Origin of the sequence: Palleronia marisminoris (assembly GCF_900172315.1) — a bacterium.
GTDB lineage: Bacteria > Pseudomonadota > Alphaproteobacteria > Rhodobacterales > Rhodobacteraceae > Palleronia > Palleronia marisminoris.
In genome coordinates this window covers 166,121-184,592 of record NZ_FWFV01000004.1, presented here as the reverse complement: position 1 = coordinate 184,592, position 18,472 = coordinate 166,121, and the positions used below count along the sequence as shown (strand labels likewise).

Here is an 18,472-nt window from a genome sequence, read left to right as displayed (position 1 = left end):
GTGTGGGATTTCGACGGCGTGCTGAACGTCAATCCCGGGGGCGAAGTGTTCCCCTGGATCGCCGATCTCGACCGGGACGTGGGCATTCCGCCCGAGAGCTTCCGGCGCTTCCTGAACGTGCCCGGTCAAAGGCGCGACGTGCTCAACGGCTGGTGCGACCTGCGCGAGCGGCTCGGCGGCTGGATCGAGGCCGAGGGGCACGACATCACCGCCGAGGAATTCCTGGCGCACTGGCTGACCGCCGACGACCGGCCCGACGCCGAGGCGGTCGAATGGCTGCGGGAATCGGACGGGCGCAAGGTGATCGCCACCAACAACGCCGTGTCCCGCGCCCGCTACATCGCCGAGCGGACCGAGGCGGGCCGTGCGGCCGCGAAGGTCTTTGCCAGCGGCGAGATGGGCGTGGCCAAGCCGTCTCCGGGTTTCTTCGGCCAGATCGAGCGCTGGGCCGGTCTGCCGCCCCCGCGCATCCTGCTGATCGACGACAGCGCCGACAATTGCGCCAGCGCCCGGCGCCGCGGCTGGCAGGCGTTCCGGTTCGGCCCGGAGACGCGGGACCGCCTGCCGAGGATGCTGGGCCTGTGACCGCCATCACCCGCTACCGCATCGCCCCCCGCCGCGATGTCGCCGCCCCGCGCATCCGGATCGCGGTCCTTGCCGATCTCCACGCCTGCACGCCTTTCATGGACGAGGCGCGGATCGCCCGGATCGTCGACGAGGTGCAGGCGCTTGGCGCAGACGTGATCTGCCTTCTTGGCGACTACGTGGGCCATGCCTGGGCCTCGCGGACGCTGAAGCCCGCACAGGTCGCGCCCCTTCTGGCCCGGCTGACCGCGCCGCTCGGTGTGCATGGGGTCATGGGGAACCACGACTGGCACGACGACCCCGCCGCCAAGACAGGCCGTGCGGCTTCGACCACCTGGCACGACGGGCTGGCCGAGGCCGGACTGCCGCCCCTGGTCAATGCCGCGCGTCACCTGACAGCCGGGGGCGTGGCCTTCACGCTCGCCGGGCTCGAATCACAGCGCGCCTACTCGGACGATTGCGGGGGCGACAATGTCGCTGCAGCGCTCGCCGGCACGGATCCCGGGCGCTTCACGATCCTTCTGGCGCACGAGCCCGACATCTTCCCGACACTGCCCGACCAGGTTGACCTGACCCTGTCGGGGCACACCCATGCGGGTCAAATCCGCCTGTTCGGGCGGCCGTGGGTCGTCCCCTCGCATCACGGCCGCCGCTACGCCTACGGGCACCACGCCGAGGGGTCGAAGCAGCTCGTCGTCTCGGCCGGGGTCGGCAACACCGGGCCACCGTTCCGGCTGTTCTGCCCGCCCGAGCTGGTGCTGATCGAGGTCGGATGAGCCGCGCGCTGATGATCCAGGGGACGGGCTCGAACGTAGGCAAGTCCATGCTGGTCGCGGGGCTGTGCCGGGCCGCGCGCCGGAGGGGGCTGTCGGTCGCGCCGTTCAAGCCGCAGAACATGTCGAACAACGCCGCCGTGACGGCCGATGGCGGCGAGATCGGCCGCGCGCAGGCGTTGCAGGCGGTGGCGGCCGGTCTGCCCCGGCACACCGACATGAACCCGGTCCTGCTGAAGCCCGAGACCGACACCGGCGCGCAGGTCATCGTGCAGGGCCGCCGCCTGACCACCGTCCGCGCCCGCGACTATGCCAGGCTGAAGCCGCAACTGCTCGAGAAGGTGCTCGAGAGCTTCCAGCGCCTGAAAGCCGCCCACGACCTGGTGCTGGTCGAGGGCGCCGGCAGCCCGGCCGAGGTCAACCTGCGCGCCGGCGACATCGCCAACATGGGCTTCGCCCGCGCCGCCGACGTGCCGGTGGTGCTGGCGGGCGACATCGACCGGGGCGGGGTGATCGCGCAGATCGTGGGCACGCAGGCGGTGATCGACCCCGAGGATGCCGCGCTGATCGGCGGCTTCATCGTCAATCGCTTCCGAGGCGACCCCACGCTGTTCGCCGATGGCTACCGGCTGATCGAGGCGCACACGGGCTGGCGCGGCTTCGGCGTCTGCCCCTGGTTCGACGGCGCGTGGAGGTTGCCTGCCGAAGATGCGCTCGACCTGCGCGGCGGGCGGGGCGAGGGGCTGCACATCGTCTGCCTGCGCCTGAGCCGGATCGCGAATTTCGACGACCTCGACCCGCTGGCGGCCGAACCGGGCGTCCGCTTGACCATGCTCGGCCCCGGCCAGGCGCTGCCCGGCGACACGGATGTGGCGATCATCCCGGGCACCAAGTCCACGGGCGGCGACCTGGCGTATCTGCGCGCGCAGGGCTGGGACGTCGACCTTGCCGCCCATGCAAGGCGGGGCGGGCATGTTCTGGGCATCTGCGGCGGCTACCAGATGCTGGGCTCCGAGGTTGCGGACCCGCATGGAGTCGAGGGCGCGCCGGGGGCCGATCCCGGGCTCGGCCTGCTGGACGTTTCCACCACCATGTCGGCCGACAAGCGCCTGACCGAGGTGCGCGCGACCCACGCCGCGACGGGCCTGCCCTTCGACGGCTACGAGATCCACATGGGCATGACCGACGGCCCCGACCGCGCCCGGCCGTTCGGGTACGTGGATGGCGAGCCCGAGGGCGCCGTCAGCGCCGACGGGAGGATCGCCGGCAGCTACCTGCATGGCATGTTCACCGACGACGCGTTCCGCGCATCGTGGCTTGCCGGGTTCGGAGTGACCTCCGAAGCTGGCTACGGCGCAGGGGTCGAGGCGACGCTCGACGCGCTGGCAGACCATCTCGAGGCGCATCTGGACGTGGACGGGATGCTGGCGCTGGCCCGCTAGAGCGCGGCTGCCAGCTGCGCCCACCCGTCGCCGTCCGGCAGGCCCAGCCGCAGCCACCCGTCGCTATAGGGGAAGATCCGGCTCCAGATGCGGCCTTCCGCCAACCGCCTTTGCGCCGCCACCGCGTCGCCCGTTTCGTAGGTGCGGAACAGGGTCGTGCCCCCGACCAGCCGCCAGCCTGCCGCCTCGGCGATCCGGTCCAGCCGCGCGGCGTCTCGCGCGAGGCGGCTGCGGGTCGCCGCGTGCCACGCGGTGTCGGCCAGAGCGCGCCGCCCGACCTCGATCGCCGCGCCCGACACGGGCCACGGACCCGCCTCGGCCCGCAGCTTCGCGGCGAGCGGTTCGGCGGCAAGCGCGAAACCCAGCCGCACCCCCGCCAGCCCGAAGAACTTGCCGAAGGATCGGAGCACCACCGCGTTGGGCGGCATGTCAGCGGCAAGGGAGAGCTCGGGTGTGACATCGCAGAAGCTCTCGTCCACGACGAGTGTGCCGACCCGCGCCGCAATGTCGCGTACCGCGTTGGGCGCGAAGCTGCGTCCGTCCGGGTTGTTCGGGTTCACCACGACGGCCAGATCGGCGCCCTCCAGTGCGTCGGGATCGGTGGCCTCGGCTACCTCCCACCCTGCGCCAATCAGCGCCCCCGCATGCTCGTTATAGGTCGGCCCCAGCACCCGCGCCAAGCGACCCGGCACGATCCGCGGCAGCGCCTGGATCGCCCCCTGTGCCCCGGCCATGGGCACGATCTGCGCCCCCGTGCCGTAGGCTGCGCGGGCCGCATCGGTAAGCGCGGCCATGTCGGCGCGGGTGGGCAGGGCGGTCCAGGCGCGGGTGGAAAGCTCCGACACGGGGTAGGGGCGCGGGTTGATCCCGGTGGACAGGTCCAGCCACCCGGTCCCGCCATAGCGCGCCATCGCGGCGTCGAGGTTGCCTCCGTGGTCCCTCATGCGATCCACACCGCCACCAGCACCGCCCCCGCGATCAGCATCGCACGGCGGTAGAGGTCGAGCGCGCGGGACAGGGCATCGGCTGTCGCGTCGGGCGCACCCGCGTTCAGCCAAGGCTCGTCCGCGACCCGATCTGCATAGACGCGCGGCCCCGACAATCGGCACCCGAGGGCCGCCGCCATCGCCGCCTCGGGCCAGCCGGCGTTGGGCGAGCGGTGCCTGCGCGCGTCCCGCCGCATCACTGCGAAGGCGCCCTTGGGCGCGGGGGCGACGAGGCAGAACAGCGCCCCGGTCAGTCGCGCGGGTATCCAATTGGCGAGATCGTCGAGCCGGGCGGCCGCGCGACCGAAATCCTCGTAGGCCGGGGTGCGGTGGCCGATCATCGAATCCATCGTGTTGATCGCCTTGTAGGCGGCTATGCCAGGCAGGCCGAAGAGCGCCCCCCAGAAGAGCGGCGCGATCACCCCGTCGCTGGCGTTCTCGGCGAGGCTCTCGATCGCGGCGCGGGCGATGCCGGGCGGGTCGAGGCGGCTCGGGTCGCGCCCGACGATCTTGGCGACCTCCTCTCGCGCCGCCGTGGCGTCGCCCTCGGTCAAAGGCAGGGCGACGGCCTTCACGTGGTCATGGAGCGAGCGCGCCGCGACCAGCGGCCAGGCGAGCACCCCCATCACCAGTGTCGCCGTCAGGCCGTCCGACATTGCGCTTTGCAGGAAGATCGCTGGGACCAGCACAGCTGCGAGCGTCGCGGCGACCGTCATCTGGCCAGTGCGGCGGCGGGCACGGGCGTCGCCCTCGTTCCAGCGCCTGTCCAGCGCCGCGATCAGCCGGCCCATCCACGTGACCGGGTGGCCGATCCGGTCATGTACGGCGCCGGGCCAGCCGATGGTGGCGTCGAGCGCCAGAGCGACCGCCATTGCTCCGATCATGCCGCGCCCCCGGTCTGGAACCGGACGATGCCGGTCAGCCCGGCCTCTGCCAGCGCTGCCTCGACGCCCGGGGGCACCGCGCCGGGCGCGTAGATCAGCGCGCGGGCCGACCCGGTATGCGCCCGTGCCCAGCCAAGCGCGCCCAGATCGGCAGCGAGCGTCTGGGTCGGGTCACCCTCGGGGCCGCGAGCCGCGGTGGTGCGGCGGCCCGACTCGCTGGCGATCCCGGCGCAGAGGGAGAGTTGCCCGGAGGTGGCCCAGAGGCGGTGCAGGTCCGCGATGTCGGGAAAGTCGATATCGGCGGGGTCGGTCGGCAACGGAGGGCCTTGGAAGCCGCCGACGATCTCGGCCCTTGGGGGCGGCGCGATACGGTCGAGAATACGCCCCTCGCGCGGGGCCCAGAGCACGGCGTCGGGGCAGTCCAGCATCAACGGATCGCTCGCCCCCTCGGCGGCGATGCAGGCGGTGGCGAGGCGTGCCGGGTCGTGGACGCCCGCCGCGCGCCCGATCAGCAAGAGTGCCGCCGTCGAGGCGCCGGTCCCGCCGCCCATCGGCATCCGCGCGGCCATGTCGAGCCTTGGATCGGCGACGCCAAGGGCGGCGCAGAAGGCTGCGATCCGCTCGGGCGGCAGGAGCGGTCCGGCACCGGGCGAGGGCTCGACCGGGGGCAGGGGGCAGGTCATCGTGACCAGCGCCAGCGTGCCGTCGGGGTCCATGCGGCCTTGCATCCACTCGCCGAAATGACCGCTCATCTGGGCCTCGCGTTCACGCAGCCGATGGCGAAGCCGCCGGTATATGCGGTCATCCGGGTCAGCGACAGGGGTGCTATCTCGAAGGCGAGCGCGGCGCCCGGCCCGGTGACGGTTGCGAGCGCCGCGCGGATCGTGCCGGCATGGGCGATCACGGCGACCGGTCCTTCGGCGGCGAGCGGCGCCAGCACGGGTGCGACGCGGGCGCAGAGCTCGGCGAAGCTTTCGCCCCCCTCCCACCTATGGGCGGCGAGGGCGTCGCCTGTCAGGGGGCCGAGGTCGGGCAGATCGGCCAGGGGGGCGCCGTCGTGGCAGCCGAAATCCTGCTCCCACAGGCGGGGATCCTCGGCCACATCGGCCTCGGGGAACAGCGCACGGGCGGTCCGGGTGCAACGGCGCGCGGGGCTGCTGACCACCGTGGCGACCTCGCCCAGCATCGCCCGCATCGCGGCGATCGAGGCGGGGTCGGGGACGGTATCGACCTCGGACCGGCCCCAGAGCCGGGTGGGGTCGGTGACAGCCGCGTGGCGGATGAAAAGCAGATCAGGGCGCGGCATCGACGGCGAGGCTTTCCTTTCCCGGCAGCCTGTGATGTGTCACTTCGGCATGGCAAAGTCGATCCTCATCACGGGCGGGGCGCGGTCGGGCAAATCGCTGTTTGCCGAGCGGTCCATCGCGAAGATGGGCGGCGCGCCCACCTATATCGCCACGGCCCGGCCGCAGGACGACGAGATGGACGTCCGCATCGCCGCCCACAAGGCGCGGCGCGGGGCGGAGTGGGGCCTGGTCGAAGAACCTCTCGACCTGATCGGCGCGCTGCGCGCCAGCGACACGGGGCCGCGCCTTGTCGATTGCCTGACGCTGTGGCTGACCAACCTGATGCTGGCCGAGGCCGACTGGCGCGCCGCAGTGGATGAGGTCGCGGGCGTTCTGCCGACGCTCGACCACCCGGTCGTCTTCGTCACCAACGAGGTGGGCCTTGGCATTGTCCCCGCAAATGCGCTCGCCCGGCGGTTCCGCGACGCGGCGGGCACCGTCAACCAGACCATTGCCGACGCGGCGGACGAGGTGTTCCTCGTCGTCGCCGGCCAACCCCTGAAGGTGAAACCCGGTGCAGCCTGACTTCTCTTCGTTCGACGCCCTCGCCCGCAGCCTGACCGACTTGCCCGCGCTGGATCTTGCCGCCGCCGAGGCCGCGCAGGCCCGGCAGGCCGAGCTGACCAAGCCGCCGGGATCGCTCGGCCGGCTGGAAGAGCTGGCGATCTTCATGGCGGGCTGGCAGGGCACCTCGCGGCCCCGGATCGAGCGGGCGCAGGCGCTGGTCTTTGCCGGCAATCATGGCATCTGTGCCCGTGGCGTGAACCCGTTTCCGCAAGAGGTCACGGCGGCGATGGTCGCCAACTTCAAGGCCGGGGGTGCGGCGATCAACCAGCTCTGCGCTGTCGCGGGGGCCGAGATGACGGTGGTGCCGCTGGACCTGGACCGGCCGACCGCGGACTTCACCGAAGGCCCGGCGATGACCGAGGACGAGTGTCTGGCGGCCATCCAGAGGGGCGCCGAGGCGGTCGATCCGGGGGCGAGCATCGTCCTGCTGGGCGAGATGGGGATCGGCAACTCGACCGTCGCGGCGGCGTTGGCTCATGCCTGCCTGGGCGGAGAGGCCGAGGATTGGGTCGGCCGCGGCACCGGCGCCGATCCGCAGGTGCTGGCCCGCAAGGTCGCGGTGGTGCAAAGCGGCGTGTCGCATCATTCGCGCGTCCGCCCGCTCGAGCGTCTCGCCGCGGTCGGCGGGCGCGAGCAGGCGGCGATCGCCGGCGCGGTTCTGGCGGCGCGGGCGCGGCGCATCCCCGTGATGCTGGACGGGTTCATCTGCACCGCCGCGGCGCTGCCCCTTTGGTCGCACGAGCCCGAGCTGTTCGGCCATTGCCTCGTCGCGCATCGCAGCGCCGAGCCTGGGCATGCGCGGATGCTCGAAGCGATCGGCAAGCGCCCGATCCTCGACCTGGGCATGGCGCTGGGCGAGGGGTCGGGCGCGGCCGTGGCGCTGTCGGTCCTGCGTCACGCGCTCGCGGCGCATGACGGGATGGCCACCTTCGCCGAGGCCGGCATCGGATGAATCGCATCATCGATGAGATCCGCGTGGCGATTCTGTTCCTGACGCGGCTGCCGGTCGGGCGGCTCGACACGCCGCCCGAGTTGAAGGACGCCGCCTGGGCGTTTCCCGTCGCGGGCCTTGTCCCGGCTGCCATCGGCTGGGCCGTCTTCAGCGTCGCGGGCGGTGACCTTCTGGGCGCGGCGCTGGCCGTGGCGGCGATGATGCTGGTGACGGGCGGGCTGCATTTCGACGGGCTCGCCGATTTCGCCGACGGGATCGGCGGCGGGCGCGACCGCGAGCACGTCCTGACCATCATGGAGGACAGCCGCATCGGCAGCTATGGCGTCCTCGCCCTGATCGCCATTGCGCTGGTGCAGGTCGCGGCGATCGCCGCGGTGGGACACGGCGCGGTCTTCCTGTTCCTGGGGGTCCTCAGCCGGATCGCGATGCTGCGCCTGCTGACAGCCCTGCCGCCCGCGCGGGAAAAGGGCCTCAGCGCCATTGCCATGGGTGCGCCGCATTTCTGGCGGAGCGGGGTGCTGGCGCTGGTGCTGGCACTCGGCGTCGGTTGGGCCGCCCTTTGGGCCGCGCTGGCCATGGCGCTGGTCTATGTCGCGGTGCGCCGCCTGTGCCTCAAGCGGATGGGCGGGCAGACCGGCGACGCCTGCGGAGCGACGCAGCTTCTGGCCGAGACGGCGGGCTGGGCGGCGCTGGCGCTGGCGGCCTAGACGAAGACCTCGCGCCGCTCCTGGTGGCCGATGTCGAAGACGCGGCGGTAGCGCGCGATCTCGTCCTCGGGGCCGGTCGCCTTCTCGGGGTTGTCCGACAGCTTGACCGTGGGCCGCCCGTTCGCGGAACGCGCCTTGCATACCAGCGAAAACGGGGCGAGCGCGTCACCCTCGACCAGACCGCGGAAGTCGTTGGTCAGAAGGGTGCCCCAGCCGAAACTGACCCGCACGCGCCCGGCATAGCGGGCGTGAAGCTCCTCGATCTTGTCCACGTCGAGGCCGTCCGAGAAGATCACCAGCTTCTGGCGCGGGTCCTCTCCGCGCTCCTTCCACCAGCGGATGGCGGTCTCGGCCCCTTCCACCGGGTCGCCCGAGTCGATGCGGATGCCGGTCCAGCCGGCCAGCCAGTCGGGCGCGTGTTTCAGAAAATTCCCGGTCCCGTAGGTGTCGGGCAGGATCATGCGCAGGTTGCCCTCATGCTCGTCGTGCCAATCGGCGAGCACGTCGTAGGGCGCCTGGCGCAGCGCCTCGTCCGTATCGGCGAGGGCGGCATAGACCATCGGCAGTTCGTGAGCGTTCGTGCCGATCGCCTCGAGGTCGCGGTTCTTGGCGATCAGGCAGTTCGAGGTGCCGGTAAAGGCGCGGCCCAACCCCTCCTGCATGGCCTGTACCGCCCAGTCCTGCCACAGGAACGAATGCCGCCGCCGCGTGCCGAAATCCGCGATCCTGAGGTCGGGGAGCTTCTGCAGACGCTCGACCTTCTCCCACAGCTTGGTCATCGCGCGGGCGTAGAGCACCTGCATCTCGAACCGGCCCATGTCGTGAAGCACGGCGCGCGAGCGCAGTTCCATCAGGACGGCGAGGGCCGGGATCTCCCACAGCATGACCTCGGGCCAACTGCCTTCGAAGGTCAGCTCGTACTGGTCGCCGACGCGTTCGAGGTGGTAGGCGGGCAGGCGCAGGTTCTCGAACCAGTCCATGAAGGCCGGAGTGAACATCTGCCGCTTGCCGTAGAAGGTGTTGCCCCGCATCCAGGTGGACTCGCCGCGCGACAGCGACAGGCTGCGGATGTGGTCGAGCTGTTCGCGCAGCTCGCCCTCGTCGACCAGCCGGGCGAGCGGGACGGACTTGGTGCGGTTGATCAGGCTGAAGGTCACCCGCGTCTTGGGGTGCCGGCGGAACACCGTCTGGCACATCAGCAGCTTGTAGAAATCCGTGTCGATCAGGGACCGCACGATCGGGTCGATCTTCCACTTGTGGTTCCAGACGCGCGTCGCGATGTCGACCATGACGGTTCTCTCCGAATTTGGGCGCATATGTGCACCCCGAGCCAGCGGGAGCAAGCCAAGGCGGGTTGCCGCTGTGCGCGTGGCCTTTACTGTGCTCGTTGAGGCGGGCTTCCGCCATGACAAGCTGGGAGAGACAGCATGAAGACGCGCGCCGCAGTGGCCCTCGAGGCCGGCAAACCCCTGGAGATCATGGACGTGAACCTCGAAGGCCCGAAGGCGGGCGAGGTGCTGGTCGAGATCAAGGCCACGGGCCTGTGCCACACCGACGAATTCACCCGATCGGGCGCCGACCCCGAGGGCGCGTTCCCCGCGATCCTTGGCCACGAGGGCGCCGGCATCGTGCAGGAGGTCGGTCCAGGCGTGACCAGCGTGAAGCCGGGCGACCACGTGATCCCGCTCTACACGCCCGAGTGCCGCGAATGCGAATACTGCCTGAACCCCAAGACCAACCTCTGCCAGGCGATCCGCACGACCCAAGGGCAGGGCGTGATGCCCGACGGCACCTCGCGCTTTTCCATGGAGGACGGCACGCCGATCCTGCACTACATGGGCTGCTCGACCTTCTCGAACTTCACGGTCCTGCCCGAGATCGCGCTGGCCAAGGTCAATCCCGACGCGCCGTTCGACAAGATCTGCTACATTGGTTGCGGCGTCACCACCGGCATCGGCGCGGTCATCAACACCGCCAAGGTCGAGCCCGGCTCGCGCTGCGTGGTGTTCGGTCTGGGCGGCATCGGGTTGAACGTGATCCAGGGCCTGCGTCTGGTGGGCGCCGAGATGATCGTGGGCGTCGACATCAACGACTCGAAGAAAGAGATCGCCGAGCGCTTCGGCATGACCCACTTCGTGAACCCGAACGAGGTCGAGGGCGACCTGGTCCCCTACCTCGTGGACCTGACGAAGGGCGGCGCGGACTACTCGTTCGAGTGCATCGGCAAGACGCCCCTGATGCGGCAGGCGCTGGAATGCGCCCACAAGGGCTGGGGCGAGTCGATCATCATCGGCGTCGCGGGCGCGGGCGAGGAAATCTCGACCCGGCCGTTCCAGCTGGTGACGGGCCGCACCTGGAAAGGCTCGGCCTTCGGCGGCGCGCGAGGCCGGACGGACGTGCCGAAGATCGTGGAGTGGTACATGCAGGGCAAGATCGAGATCGACCCGATGATCACCCACAAGCTGACCCTGGACGAGATCAACCACGGGTTCGAGCTGATGCACGAGGGCAAGTCGATCCGCGCGGTCGTCGAATACTGAGCGACGGTTCGGTGCCGCTGCTGTGCGGCGCCGGCTTCAGTCGGGGTCGACCTTCCCGCGCAGGGACTTGACCTCGCCGCGCTGGCGCTTGGCCTCGCGGCGCTTGCGCTTCTGGTTCAGCGACACCTTCGTCGGCACGCGGCGCTTCGGCTTCTCCAGGGCCTGACGGATCAGCTCGACCAGGCGGTCGCGGGCGATCGCGCGGTTGCGGGCCTGGTGGCGGGTCTCGTCCACCTTGATCAGAAGCGCGCCCTCGCGGGTCCAGCGGCGTCCGGCGAGCCGGCGCAGGCGCGTCTTGACCGGGGCCGGCAGGTTCGGGGAACGCTCGGCCTCGAACCGCAGCTCGACCGCAGTGGCGACCTTGTTGACGTTCTGCCCGCCGGGGCCGCCGGACTGGACGAACTGTTCCACCAGCTCCCAATCCTCGATCTGGATACGGTCGTTCACGCGCAATGTCATGGCGCGAGAAGAAGCACCTGCGGGCGGTGAAGCGCAAGTGGGCCGACGCATGGAGAAAAGAAAAGGGACCGCCGGAATACGACGGTCCCTCGAATGTTTCGGAGGTGGGCCCGGTTAGGGTCCGACCCAATCATGGTTCTTCGTCCTCAGGACTGCCCTTGGACGTCGGCCCCCATGACTGTTCCGCCCTCACACTCCTGCATCATTCTAGACACTGGACCACCTCCTTTCGTTGATTGCCGATAGAGGGACGGTGGCACAGATTTGGCGTCAGTCAAACAAAATCATGCTAGAGATTGTGTGAGTTTTTTCGTGATCAGCCGGAACGGCACAAGGGCGATCAAAACGAGGGCGAGCTTGAGCATCCAGTCCGCAACCGCGAGAGAGACCCAAAGCGGCGTCGCCGGCCCGAAGGTCAGGAACGGCGCGGCGTCCCACGCCCAGGAGACGTGGCTGTCGGCGGCGGCACCGAAGCTGATGAACGCGGCAAAGGCGATGGTGAAGAACAGCGTCGCGTCGATCACGGATCCCACGATCGAAGAGGCCAGCGGCGCATTCCACCACGCCCCCCCGCGCACCCGGTTGAACACGAAGATGTCGGCAAGCTGCGCCGTCAGGAACGCAACGCCCGAGGCGACTGCGACGCGCAGCGGCACGGCCGGATAGGTGTAGCCGTCGCCCTGCAGCGTGATCTGCGTGCCGATCAGCGAGCAGACGACGCCGACCGCGAAGCCGGCGAGCACCACGCGGCGCGCGGTCTGCGGGCCATGGACGCGGTTCACCACGTCGGTGACGAGGAAGGCGAAGGGATAGGTGAAGGCGCCCCAGGTCAGGAGGCCGTCGAGCAGCACGAACTGCACGAGGATGTTCGAAGCCACCACGATGGTGGCCATGGCAAGGATGCCAGGAAGGATGCGGGTCATGTCCGGTCCGTTTTTTTAGACAAGGTGGTCGGAGACTTGTTCCCGCGAACGGGATGGGCGCGCTTAGCGCCGTTTACGGCGCGGTGCAAGGACCGGAACGGGGCTCAGTCCGGGACGTCGTATTCCACGATCTCGGTGCGCTGGACGAAGAAGAAGTTGTCGTCCGAGATCATCGTCAGCCGAAGTTTGCCCGCGTCGTCGCGCCAGACAGCGATGCCTTCGAGATTGTCGTGGATACCGGGAAGGGTGGCCAACAGCTCTTCCTCGGCGGTGATCTCGTCGCCCGTGAAGGTAAAGCGGCGGACGCGGCTGCGAAAGCCCAGCAGCCCCTCGAGATCGCGCTCCAACAGGTAGAGCCGCCCGGTATCGTCGAAATCGAGGCCCACGGGCACGAATTCGCCGCGCCGGGGCAGGGCGGGGCCGTCCTGCCATGTGGTGCCGCGAAGGATGTAGGTGGGCAAGGTGTCGCCCGAGGCGTCCTCGGGCATGGTCCAGAGCGCGCCGTCGGCGTCGATGGCCAGCCCTTCAAGCGCGCGGTTCGTGGGCAGCGCCTCGAAGGCCTCGGGGATCGGCAGGCTGCGCGGCGTGCGGCTGGGCGTCATGTAGGCCAGGACACGGGGATTGCGCTCGATCGAGATGTAGAAGCGGTCGCCGGCGTCCGGGATCGCCAGCCCCTCGGTGTCGGGCGTGCCCTCGCCGCCGTCGAACGCGGCGAGCGTCGTGCCGCCATCACTCTCGATCCCGGTGATCTGCCCACCGGGGCCGCGCCGGATGCGCAGTTGCACCAGCCGGCCACGGTCCGAGAGGACCACGGCGCTGCGGCCGCCCTCGGTCACCTCGATGGCGGAATAGCCGCCATGAGCCGGGTCGTCATCCTCCCACACCCACGACCCCGTCGGCTGCTGCGCTGGACCGGCGCAGGCCGCAAGGGTCGTGAATGCGAGGATCAGCGTGCCAAGACGGCCTGACATGCCTGCGGAAGGTCGGCCATGGTCAATTCGCGCTTGGGCGTCGGAGCGGGGGCGTTCGGATCCGGCGGGGGTGGGTTGATGATGTTGCGCACCCATTGCTGCGCCTCTGCGCAGCCGTCGCCGGCGGGGGGCGGGTCCTGCGGCTCGCAGCCCGGCGCGTTGTCGGGGCAGCTGAGGCGGATGTGGAAGTGGTAATGGTGGCCGTAATAGGGGCGCACCTTGTTGAGCCACGAGCGGTCGCCGGTGGCGTTCTGGCACATGGCGACCTTGGCGCCGGGGAAGATGAAGATGCGCTCGACCCGCGGGTCGGTGGCGGCGGCCTTCACGATGGTCTCCTGGAAGGAGGACCAGTCGCTGGTCGTATAGGCGCCCGCGTTGCGGCGATAGGATTGGGCCGAGATGTTCTCGCGCTGCGTGCGCGACAGGCCCAGCGTGGCGGGCATCAGCCAGATATCGGCGTCGAGGCCGATCTGGTGGCTCGCGTGGCCGGTCAGCATCGGCCCGCCCGAGGGCTGGCTGATGTCGCCGACGTAGATGCCGTTGGACGCCGGATGCGCCGCGGCGGCCTGCGCGACCCGCTGGATCACGTCCAGCGTCTCGGGGTGGCCCCAGTTGCGATTGCGCGACAGGCGCATCGCCTGCCAGGTCGGACCCGTTTCGGGCAGCTGCTGCGCACCGGCAAGGCAGCCCTTCGAGTAGAAGCCGTAGGGCGCGGAAGGCAGGGCGGAGGGCGTCGGCTTGTTGCCGAACAGCTGCTTGGCCATGCCGCTTTGCGTGACTTCGACGCCGGCGAGGCTGGGCGTCGGGATGTCGCGGCTGGCCGTGCCGCCGCAGGCAGTCAGGAGGCCGAGCCCCATGACGCCAAGGATACGCGATACACTCATCTACACAGGATCTCCCTCGGGTCTGACCCAGACTAGCAGCACCAGAGCCACCGCGAAAAGGACGATCAGGGGCGACACGCCAAGGTGTTGCGATCCGGTCAGGGAGGTCGCGATCCCGATCGACAGCGGCGCGATGAACGAGGTCGCCTTGCCCGTCAGCGCATAGAGGCCGAAAGCCTCGGTCATGCGCGCCGCGTTGCCCTGCCGGACCATCATCGTGCGGCTGGCCGATTGCAGGGCCCCACCCGCCGCGCCGATGGTCGCGCCGATGACCAGGAAGATCGTGTCGGGCAGTTGCGAGGTGACGCCCTGCGGCACGCCGAAAACGCTGTCGCGGCTGACGAACATGGCGGCGAGGATGGTGAAGAGAAGTGCGGTGGTGCTCACGACGATCACCGGCTTCGGGCCGAACCGCTCATCCGCCCGACCGCCGATCCACGCGAAGAGCGCGCCCGAGATCACCGCGATGATGCCGAAGGTGCCGGTCTGGACGACGCTCCAATCCAGGACCCCGGCGGCGAAGATCGCGCCGAGCGCGTAGGCCCCCGCCAGCCCGTCGCGGTAGAGCATCGACGCGATGAGGAAGGTCAGCTGCGACGGCGTCTCGGGCAGCCGGCGGATCGTCTCTCCCAGATCGCGAAGGGCGGCCCTGACATTCACGCGGCGCGCCGCGGCGCGGGGTTCGCGCACCCACAGGAAGAAGGGCACCATGAAGATGACGTACCAGATCGCCGTGAGCGGGCCGATGAAGCGCGTGCCCTCGCGGGTTTCGGGGTCGAGGCCCAGGATCGGCTCGATCCCGAGAAGCGTGGTGCCGGTCAGCCCGTCCTCGGCGAAGAACAGCAGCGCCAGGATCAGCGAGATCAGCCCGCCCAGGTAGCCGAAGGCCCAGCCCGTGCCCGAGATGCGGCCGATGGTCTGTCGCGTAGTCAGGTCGGGCAGCATCGAGTTGGTGAAGATCGTCGCGAACTCCATCCCGATCAGGCCGATTCCGAAGAAGATCATCGTGCGGAGCAGGTCGAAATCCTGCGGGGTCGCAAGCCACAGCGCCGCCGAGCCGACGACGTAGAGCACCGAGAACCCCCAGATCCACGGCATCCGCCGCCCGCTCTGGTCCGCGATGGCCCCGAACACGGGCGCCAGTATCGCGATCACGATGCCTGCCGCGCCGATGCCGTAGCCCCAAACGGCCTGTGCCTGCGATCCGTCGCCCAGAACCTGGCTGACATAGGGGCCGAAGATGAAGGTGATGAGCAGCGTGTTGTACGGCTGGCTGGCCCAGTCGAAGAAGAACCAGCCCCAGATCCGCTTGCGCTCGACCGTCTGCATGTGTCGCCCCTTCTCTGCCCCCGCGCATCAAGCACGGGGCGGCGCGGGCGGCAAAGGCTTATTGCATCGGCGGCCACGGGCGCTGCGCGTCGGCCTCGGACCAGGCGTGCACCCAGTCGGGCAGGGGCGGGAAGTCGAGCCCGCCCAGGGCCTCGGCGACCTCGTTCATGGGGATCATCCGCTTGCGGTCGGTGACGGCGGTGCGCAGCAGCACGTGGCTGGTGCATTCGCCGTCGCTCTCGCGGAACATGGCCTGCTCGACGTAGAGGAACTTGGCGTCCCGGCCGACGATGCGGCTGCGCATCTCGACCTTGTGGAACATCTGGACGCGGCGGCGGTAGCGCACGCTCGACCCTGCGACCGTGCCGACCCAGCCTTGCTTGCGCATGAAGTCCCAGACCTGCGCACGCCGGAACAGCACGATGCGGCCAAGGTCGAACAGCGTCAGCGTGCGACCGTTGTTCAGCTCCATCCACATGTCGATGTCGACGGGCCAGATCCGGTGATGGCTGACATGGGTGTCGAAGAAGCCGAGAGTCGGGGCGTCTTTGAAGCGCCGGAGCTCGTTCGCGAAGCGTAAAATCGGATACATAAGCGTCGAGGTGCCGCGCCGCGCCGCGGCGGTCAAGCCTTGCCCGTGGCGAGCGCCATGGTTACGTAGCGGCGGACGCCAGACAGGGACCGAAATGCTCTCCGTAATCCAGATTCTTCTCCTCATCCTCGACGTGGTGTGGTTCATCATGATCGCCCACATCATCATGTCGTGGTTGATCAACTTCCAGGTCCTGAACCTTCGCCAGCCGCTGGTCGCGCAGATCTGGGACGGGCTGAACCGCGTGCTCGAACCGCTTTACGGGCCGATCCGCCGGGTGCTGCCGCCGATGGGGGGCCTCGACCTTGCCCCGCTGGTGGCGCTGATCGCGGTCTATGCGCTTCGCATCATCCTGATGAACAACGCCCCCGCCTTCTACTGAGGCGACCTGCCGCGCTTGTCCCCCGATTCCCGATGTGGGATCGGTGAGCCCGCGCAGCTCAACGACCTCCGGAGGCAGTTTCATGCAAGATCCCAAGGCGATCCTCGCCTCCGTCTTCGGATTCTCCGAGTTCCGCCCCGGCCAAAGCGAGATCGTCGAGGCCGTGGCAGCGGGCGAGCCGGTGCTGGCCATCATGCCGACGGGCGGGGGCAAATCGCTGTGCTACCAACTGCCGGCGCTGATGCGCGACGGCGTCACGCTGGTCGTCTCGCCCCTGATCGCCCTGATGCGCGACCAGGTGCGGGGCCTGCAGGTCGCGGGCGTCGCGGCCGGTGCGCTGACCTCGGCCAATACCGAGGAAGAGACGCGCGCCGTCTACGAGCAGCTCGAGGCCGGGACGCTGAAGCTGCTGTATCTCGCGCCCGAGCGCCTGGGATCAGCCGGGCACATGCTGCGGCGGGCCAATGTCGGCCTGATCGCGGTGGACGAGGCGCATTGCGTCAGCCAGTGGGGCCATGATTTCCGGCCCGACTACCTCAAGATCGGTGAGCTGCGCCGCGCCTTGGGCGTGCCGCTGGCCGCATTCACCGCCACCGCCGATGCCGAAACGCGCGAGGAAATTGTCTCGCGCCTGTTCACCGGCGAAGAGCCGCGCTTGTTCCTGCACGGCTTCGACCGGCCGAACATCCACCTTGCCTTCCGCCCCAAGAACCAGCCTCGCCAGCAGATCCTCAGCTTTGCGCAAGCCCGCCGGGGACAGTCCGGCATCGTCTATTGCGGCACCCGCGCCAAGACTGAAAGCCTCGCCGATGCCCTTCGGCAAGAGGGGCACGCCGCCTGCTCCTACCACGGCGGGATGGAGGCCGAGGCGCGCCGTGCCGTCGAGACCCGCTTCGCGGTCGAGGACGGCCTGATCGTCTGCGCCACGGTCGCCTTCGGTATGGGTGTGGACAAGCCCGACATTCGCTGGGTCGCCCATGCCGACCTTCCGAAGTCGATCGAGTCCTACTACCAGGAGATCGGCCGCGCCGGCCGCGACGGCGCCCCGGCCGAGACATTGACGCTGTACGGTCCCGACGACATCCGCCTGCGCCGGTCGCAAATCGACGAGGGGATGGCCCCGCCGGAGCGCAAGAGCGCTGATCACGGCCGGCTGAACGCCCTTCTGGGGCTGGCCGAGTCCCTCGGATGCCGGCGCCAGAAGCTGCTGCGATATTTCGGGGAAGAGGCCGCGCCCTGCGGCAATTGCGACCTCTGCGACCGCCCTCCGGCGATCTTCGACGGCACCGAAGCCGTGCGGATGGCCCTGTCGGCAATCCTGCGGACGGCCGAGCGGTTCGGCACCGGCCATTTGATCGACATCCTCGTCGGCCGCGAGACCGACAAGGTGAAGCAGCGCGGCCATGATGACCTGCCGACTTTCGGCGTCGGAAAGACCCACCAGCCAAGGCAATGGCAGGCGATCTTCCGGCAGATGATGGGTCACGACCTCGTCCGCCCCGATGCGGAACGTCACGGTGCGCTGGTAATGACCGACGCCGCCCGCCCGATCCTGCGCGGCGAGCAGTCCATCGACCTGCGCAAGGACGTGCTGACCGAGAAGGACCGGCCCGCCGCCAAGGCGCTGGTGTCGGACGAGGACGCGCCGCTTCTGTCGGCGCTCAAGGCCAGGCGCCGGGCCTTCGCCGAGGCCCAGGGCGTGCCCGCCTACGTCATCTTCAACGACCGCACCCTGATCGAGATGGCCGAGACGAAGCCTTCGGACATGGACGCCATGGCCCGCATCGGCGGCGTGGGCGCGACGAAGCTCGAGCGGTACGGTCGCGAGTTCCTGCAGGTGATCGCCGGTGCTGTCGAAGAGTTGCACCCGGCCCGCATGAAGCTCGCCGGCCGCGCCTCGGGCGGGATCTTCGACCGCCTGATGGACGTGCAGAACGAGCTGTCGCGGGGCGAGGACGGCACCGGCAAGCCCATGTCCTGCAATGCCAGCACGATTCGCTGGATCGCCGAGCGCCGTCCCGACAGTCTCGAGCAGCTCTCCCGCGCGCCCGGCCTGACCGAACCCAAGTTCGACCGCTTCGCCGACGCCTTCCTCGCCGTCTGTCGCGAGGGTTGAGGCCGGTCGCCCATCGGCATATCCCGAGCAGCGT

Annotated in this window: 20 protein-coding genes; 9 read left to right on the top strand and 11 right to left on the bottom strand. The window is 69.6% G+C overall.

Annotated features, from left to right (window positions below; genetic code table 11):
- Genes PAM7066_RS18590 through PAM7066_RS08845 form a run of 3 tightly spaced genes read left to right on the top strand, consistent with a single transcriptional unit; the run spans position 1 to position 2,800 of the window.
- Positions 1-585 (top strand): HAD family hydrolase, encoded by a 585-nt coding sequence (locus tag PAM7066_RS18590; protein ID WP_175484609.1) that lies wholly within the window; start codon positions 1-3, stop codon positions 583-585.
- The gene (locus tag PAM7066_RS08850) at positions 582-1,361 is read left to right on the top strand and encodes a metallophosphoesterase (protein ID WP_139214975.1); all 780 of its coding nucleotides are present in this window, start codon (positions 582-584) and stop codon (positions 1,359-1,361) included. Before PAM7066_RS18590 ends, PAM7066_RS08850 begins: the two co-directional genes overlap by 4 nt.
- Positions 1,358-2,800, top strand: a complete 1,443-nt coding sequence (locus PAM7066_RS08845; RefSeq protein WP_085853795.1) for a cobyric acid synthase — start codon at positions 1,358-1,360, stop codon at positions 2,798-2,800. Before PAM7066_RS08850 ends, PAM7066_RS08845 begins: the two co-directional genes overlap by 4 nt.
- On the opposite strand, the gene cobD is transcribed toward PAM7066_RS08845, so the two are convergent.
- From cobD to PAM7066_RS08825, 4 genes are read right to left on the bottom strand one after another with little or no spacing between them, the layout of a single operon-like run.
- Entirely contained in the window at positions 2,797-3,744 is a 948-nt protein-coding gene (gene cobD, locus PAM7066_RS08840; RefSeq protein WP_085853794.1) for a threonine-phosphate decarboxylase CobD, read from the bottom strand. The two genes, PAM7066_RS08845 and cobD, sit on opposite strands and share 4 nt — an antisense overlap.
- Positions 3,741-4,670 (bottom strand): adenosylcobinamide-phosphate synthase CbiB, encoded by a 930-nt coding sequence (gene cbiB, locus PAM7066_RS08835; RefSeq protein WP_217639946.1) that lies wholly within the window; start codon positions 4,668-4,670, stop codon positions 3,741-3,743. Before cbiB ends, cobD begins: the two co-directional genes overlap by 4 nt.
- A complete protein-coding gene (locus tag PAM7066_RS08830; protein WP_085853792.1) occupies positions 4,667-5,422 on the bottom strand; it encodes a hypothetical protein in 756 nt (251 codons plus the stop codon). Before PAM7066_RS08830 ends, cbiB begins: the two co-directional genes overlap by 4 nt.
- The gene (locus PAM7066_RS08825; RefSeq protein WP_085853791.1) at positions 5,419-5,976 is read right to left on the bottom strand and encodes a histidine phosphatase family protein; all 558 of its coding nucleotides are present in this window, start codon (positions 5,974-5,976) and stop codon (positions 5,419-5,421) included. Before PAM7066_RS08825 ends, PAM7066_RS08830 begins: the two co-directional genes overlap by 4 nt.
- A gap of 49 nt (positions 5,977-6,025) precedes the next feature.
- Here PAM7066_RS08825 and cobU point away from each other — a divergent pair, with 49 nt between their 5' ends.
- Genes cobU through cobS form a run of 3 tightly spaced genes read left to right on the top strand, consistent with a single transcriptional unit; the run spans position 6,026 to position 8,242 of the window.
- A complete protein-coding gene (gene cobU / locus PAM7066_RS08820) occupies positions 6,026-6,541 on the top strand; it encodes a bifunctional adenosylcobinamide kinase/adenosylcobinamide-phosphate guanylyltransferase (RefSeq protein WP_085853937.1) in 516 nt (171 codons plus the stop codon).
- Positions 6,531-7,535, top strand: a complete 1,005-nt coding sequence (gene cobT / locus PAM7066_RS08815; RefSeq protein WP_085853790.1) for a nicotinate-nucleotide--dimethylbenzimidazole phosphoribosyltransferase — start codon at positions 6,531-6,533, stop codon at positions 7,533-7,535. Before cobU ends, cobT begins: the two co-directional genes overlap by 11 nt.
- Entirely contained in the window at positions 7,532-8,242 is a 711-nt protein-coding gene (cobS, locus tag PAM7066_RS08810; protein ID WP_085853789.1) for an adenosylcobinamide-GDP ribazoletransferase, read from the top strand. The genes cobT and cobS overlap by 4 nt, the downstream gene beginning before the upstream one ends.
- Here the strand turns inward: cobS and pncB are convergent.
- Complete coding sequence (gene pncB, locus PAM7066_RS08805; RefSeq protein ID WP_085853788.1) at positions 8,239-9,531, bottom strand: nicotinate phosphoribosyltransferase; 1,293 nt, start codon at positions 9,529-9,531, stop codon at positions 8,239-8,241. The two genes, cobS and pncB, sit on opposite strands and share 4 nt — an antisense overlap.
- A 138-nt stretch (positions 9,532-9,669) precedes the next feature.
- Between pncB and PAM7066_RS08800 the strand changes: the two genes are divergently transcribed.
- Complete coding sequence (locus PAM7066_RS08800) at positions 9,670-10,782, top strand: S-(hydroxymethyl)glutathione dehydrogenase/class III alcohol dehydrogenase (protein ID WP_085853787.1); 1,113 nt, start codon at positions 9,670-9,672, stop codon at positions 10,780-10,782.
- Positions 10,783-10,818: 36 nt separating this feature from the next.
- On the opposite strand, the gene arfB is transcribed toward PAM7066_RS08800, so the two are convergent.
- From arfB to PAM7066_RS08770, 6 genes are all read right to left on the bottom strand, one after another.
- Positions 10,819-11,241, bottom strand: a complete 423-nt coding sequence (gene arfB, locus PAM7066_RS08795) for an alternative ribosome rescue aminoacyl-tRNA hydrolase ArfB (protein ID WP_085853786.1) — start codon at positions 11,239-11,241, stop codon at positions 10,819-10,821.
- Positions 11,242-11,525: 284 nt separating this feature from the next.
- Positions 11,526-12,164: a queuosine precursor transporter gene (locus PAM7066_RS08790; protein WP_085853785.1), complete on the bottom strand. Its 639-nt coding sequence runs from the start codon at positions 12,162-12,164 to the stop codon at positions 11,526-11,528.
- A gap of 104 nt (positions 12,165-12,268) precedes the next feature.
- Positions 12,269-13,135 carry an esterase-like activity of phytase family protein gene (locus PAM7066_RS08785; RefSeq protein WP_085853784.1) on the bottom strand — a complete coding sequence of 289 codons (867 nt, stop codon included), beginning with the start codon at positions 13,133-13,135 and terminating at the stop codon, positions 12,269-12,271.
- Positions 13,111-14,019 (bottom strand): penicillin-insensitive murein endopeptidase, encoded by a 909-nt coding sequence (gene mepA / locus PAM7066_RS08780; protein ID WP_085853783.1) that lies wholly within the window; start codon positions 14,017-14,019, stop codon positions 13,111-13,113. The genes PAM7066_RS08785 and mepA overlap by 25 nt, the downstream gene beginning before the upstream one ends.
- Entirely contained in the window at positions 14,020-15,348 is a 1,329-nt protein-coding gene (locus PAM7066_RS08775) for an MFS transporter (RefSeq protein ID WP_085853782.1), read from the bottom strand.
- Positions 15,349-15,406: 58 nt separating this feature from the next.
- A complete protein-coding gene (locus PAM7066_RS08770) occupies positions 15,407-15,940 on the bottom strand; it encodes an acyl-CoA thioesterase (protein WP_085853936.1) in 534 nt (177 codons plus the stop codon).
- 94 nt (positions 15,941-16,034) lie between these two features.
- On the opposite strand from PAM7066_RS08770, the gene PAM7066_RS08765 reads away from it, so the two are divergent.
- Positions 16,035-16,322 (top strand): YggT family protein, encoded by a 288-nt coding sequence (locus PAM7066_RS08765; protein ID WP_085853781.1) that lies wholly within the window; start codon positions 16,035-16,037, stop codon positions 16,320-16,322.
- A gap of 82 nt (positions 16,323-16,404) precedes the next feature.
- The gene (recQ, locus tag PAM7066_RS08760) at positions 16,405-18,438 is read left to right on the top strand and encodes a DNA helicase RecQ (protein WP_090928851.1); all 2,034 of its coding nucleotides are present in this window, start codon (positions 16,405-16,407) and stop codon (positions 18,436-18,438) included.
- Positions 18,439-18,472: the final 34 nt, after the last annotated feature.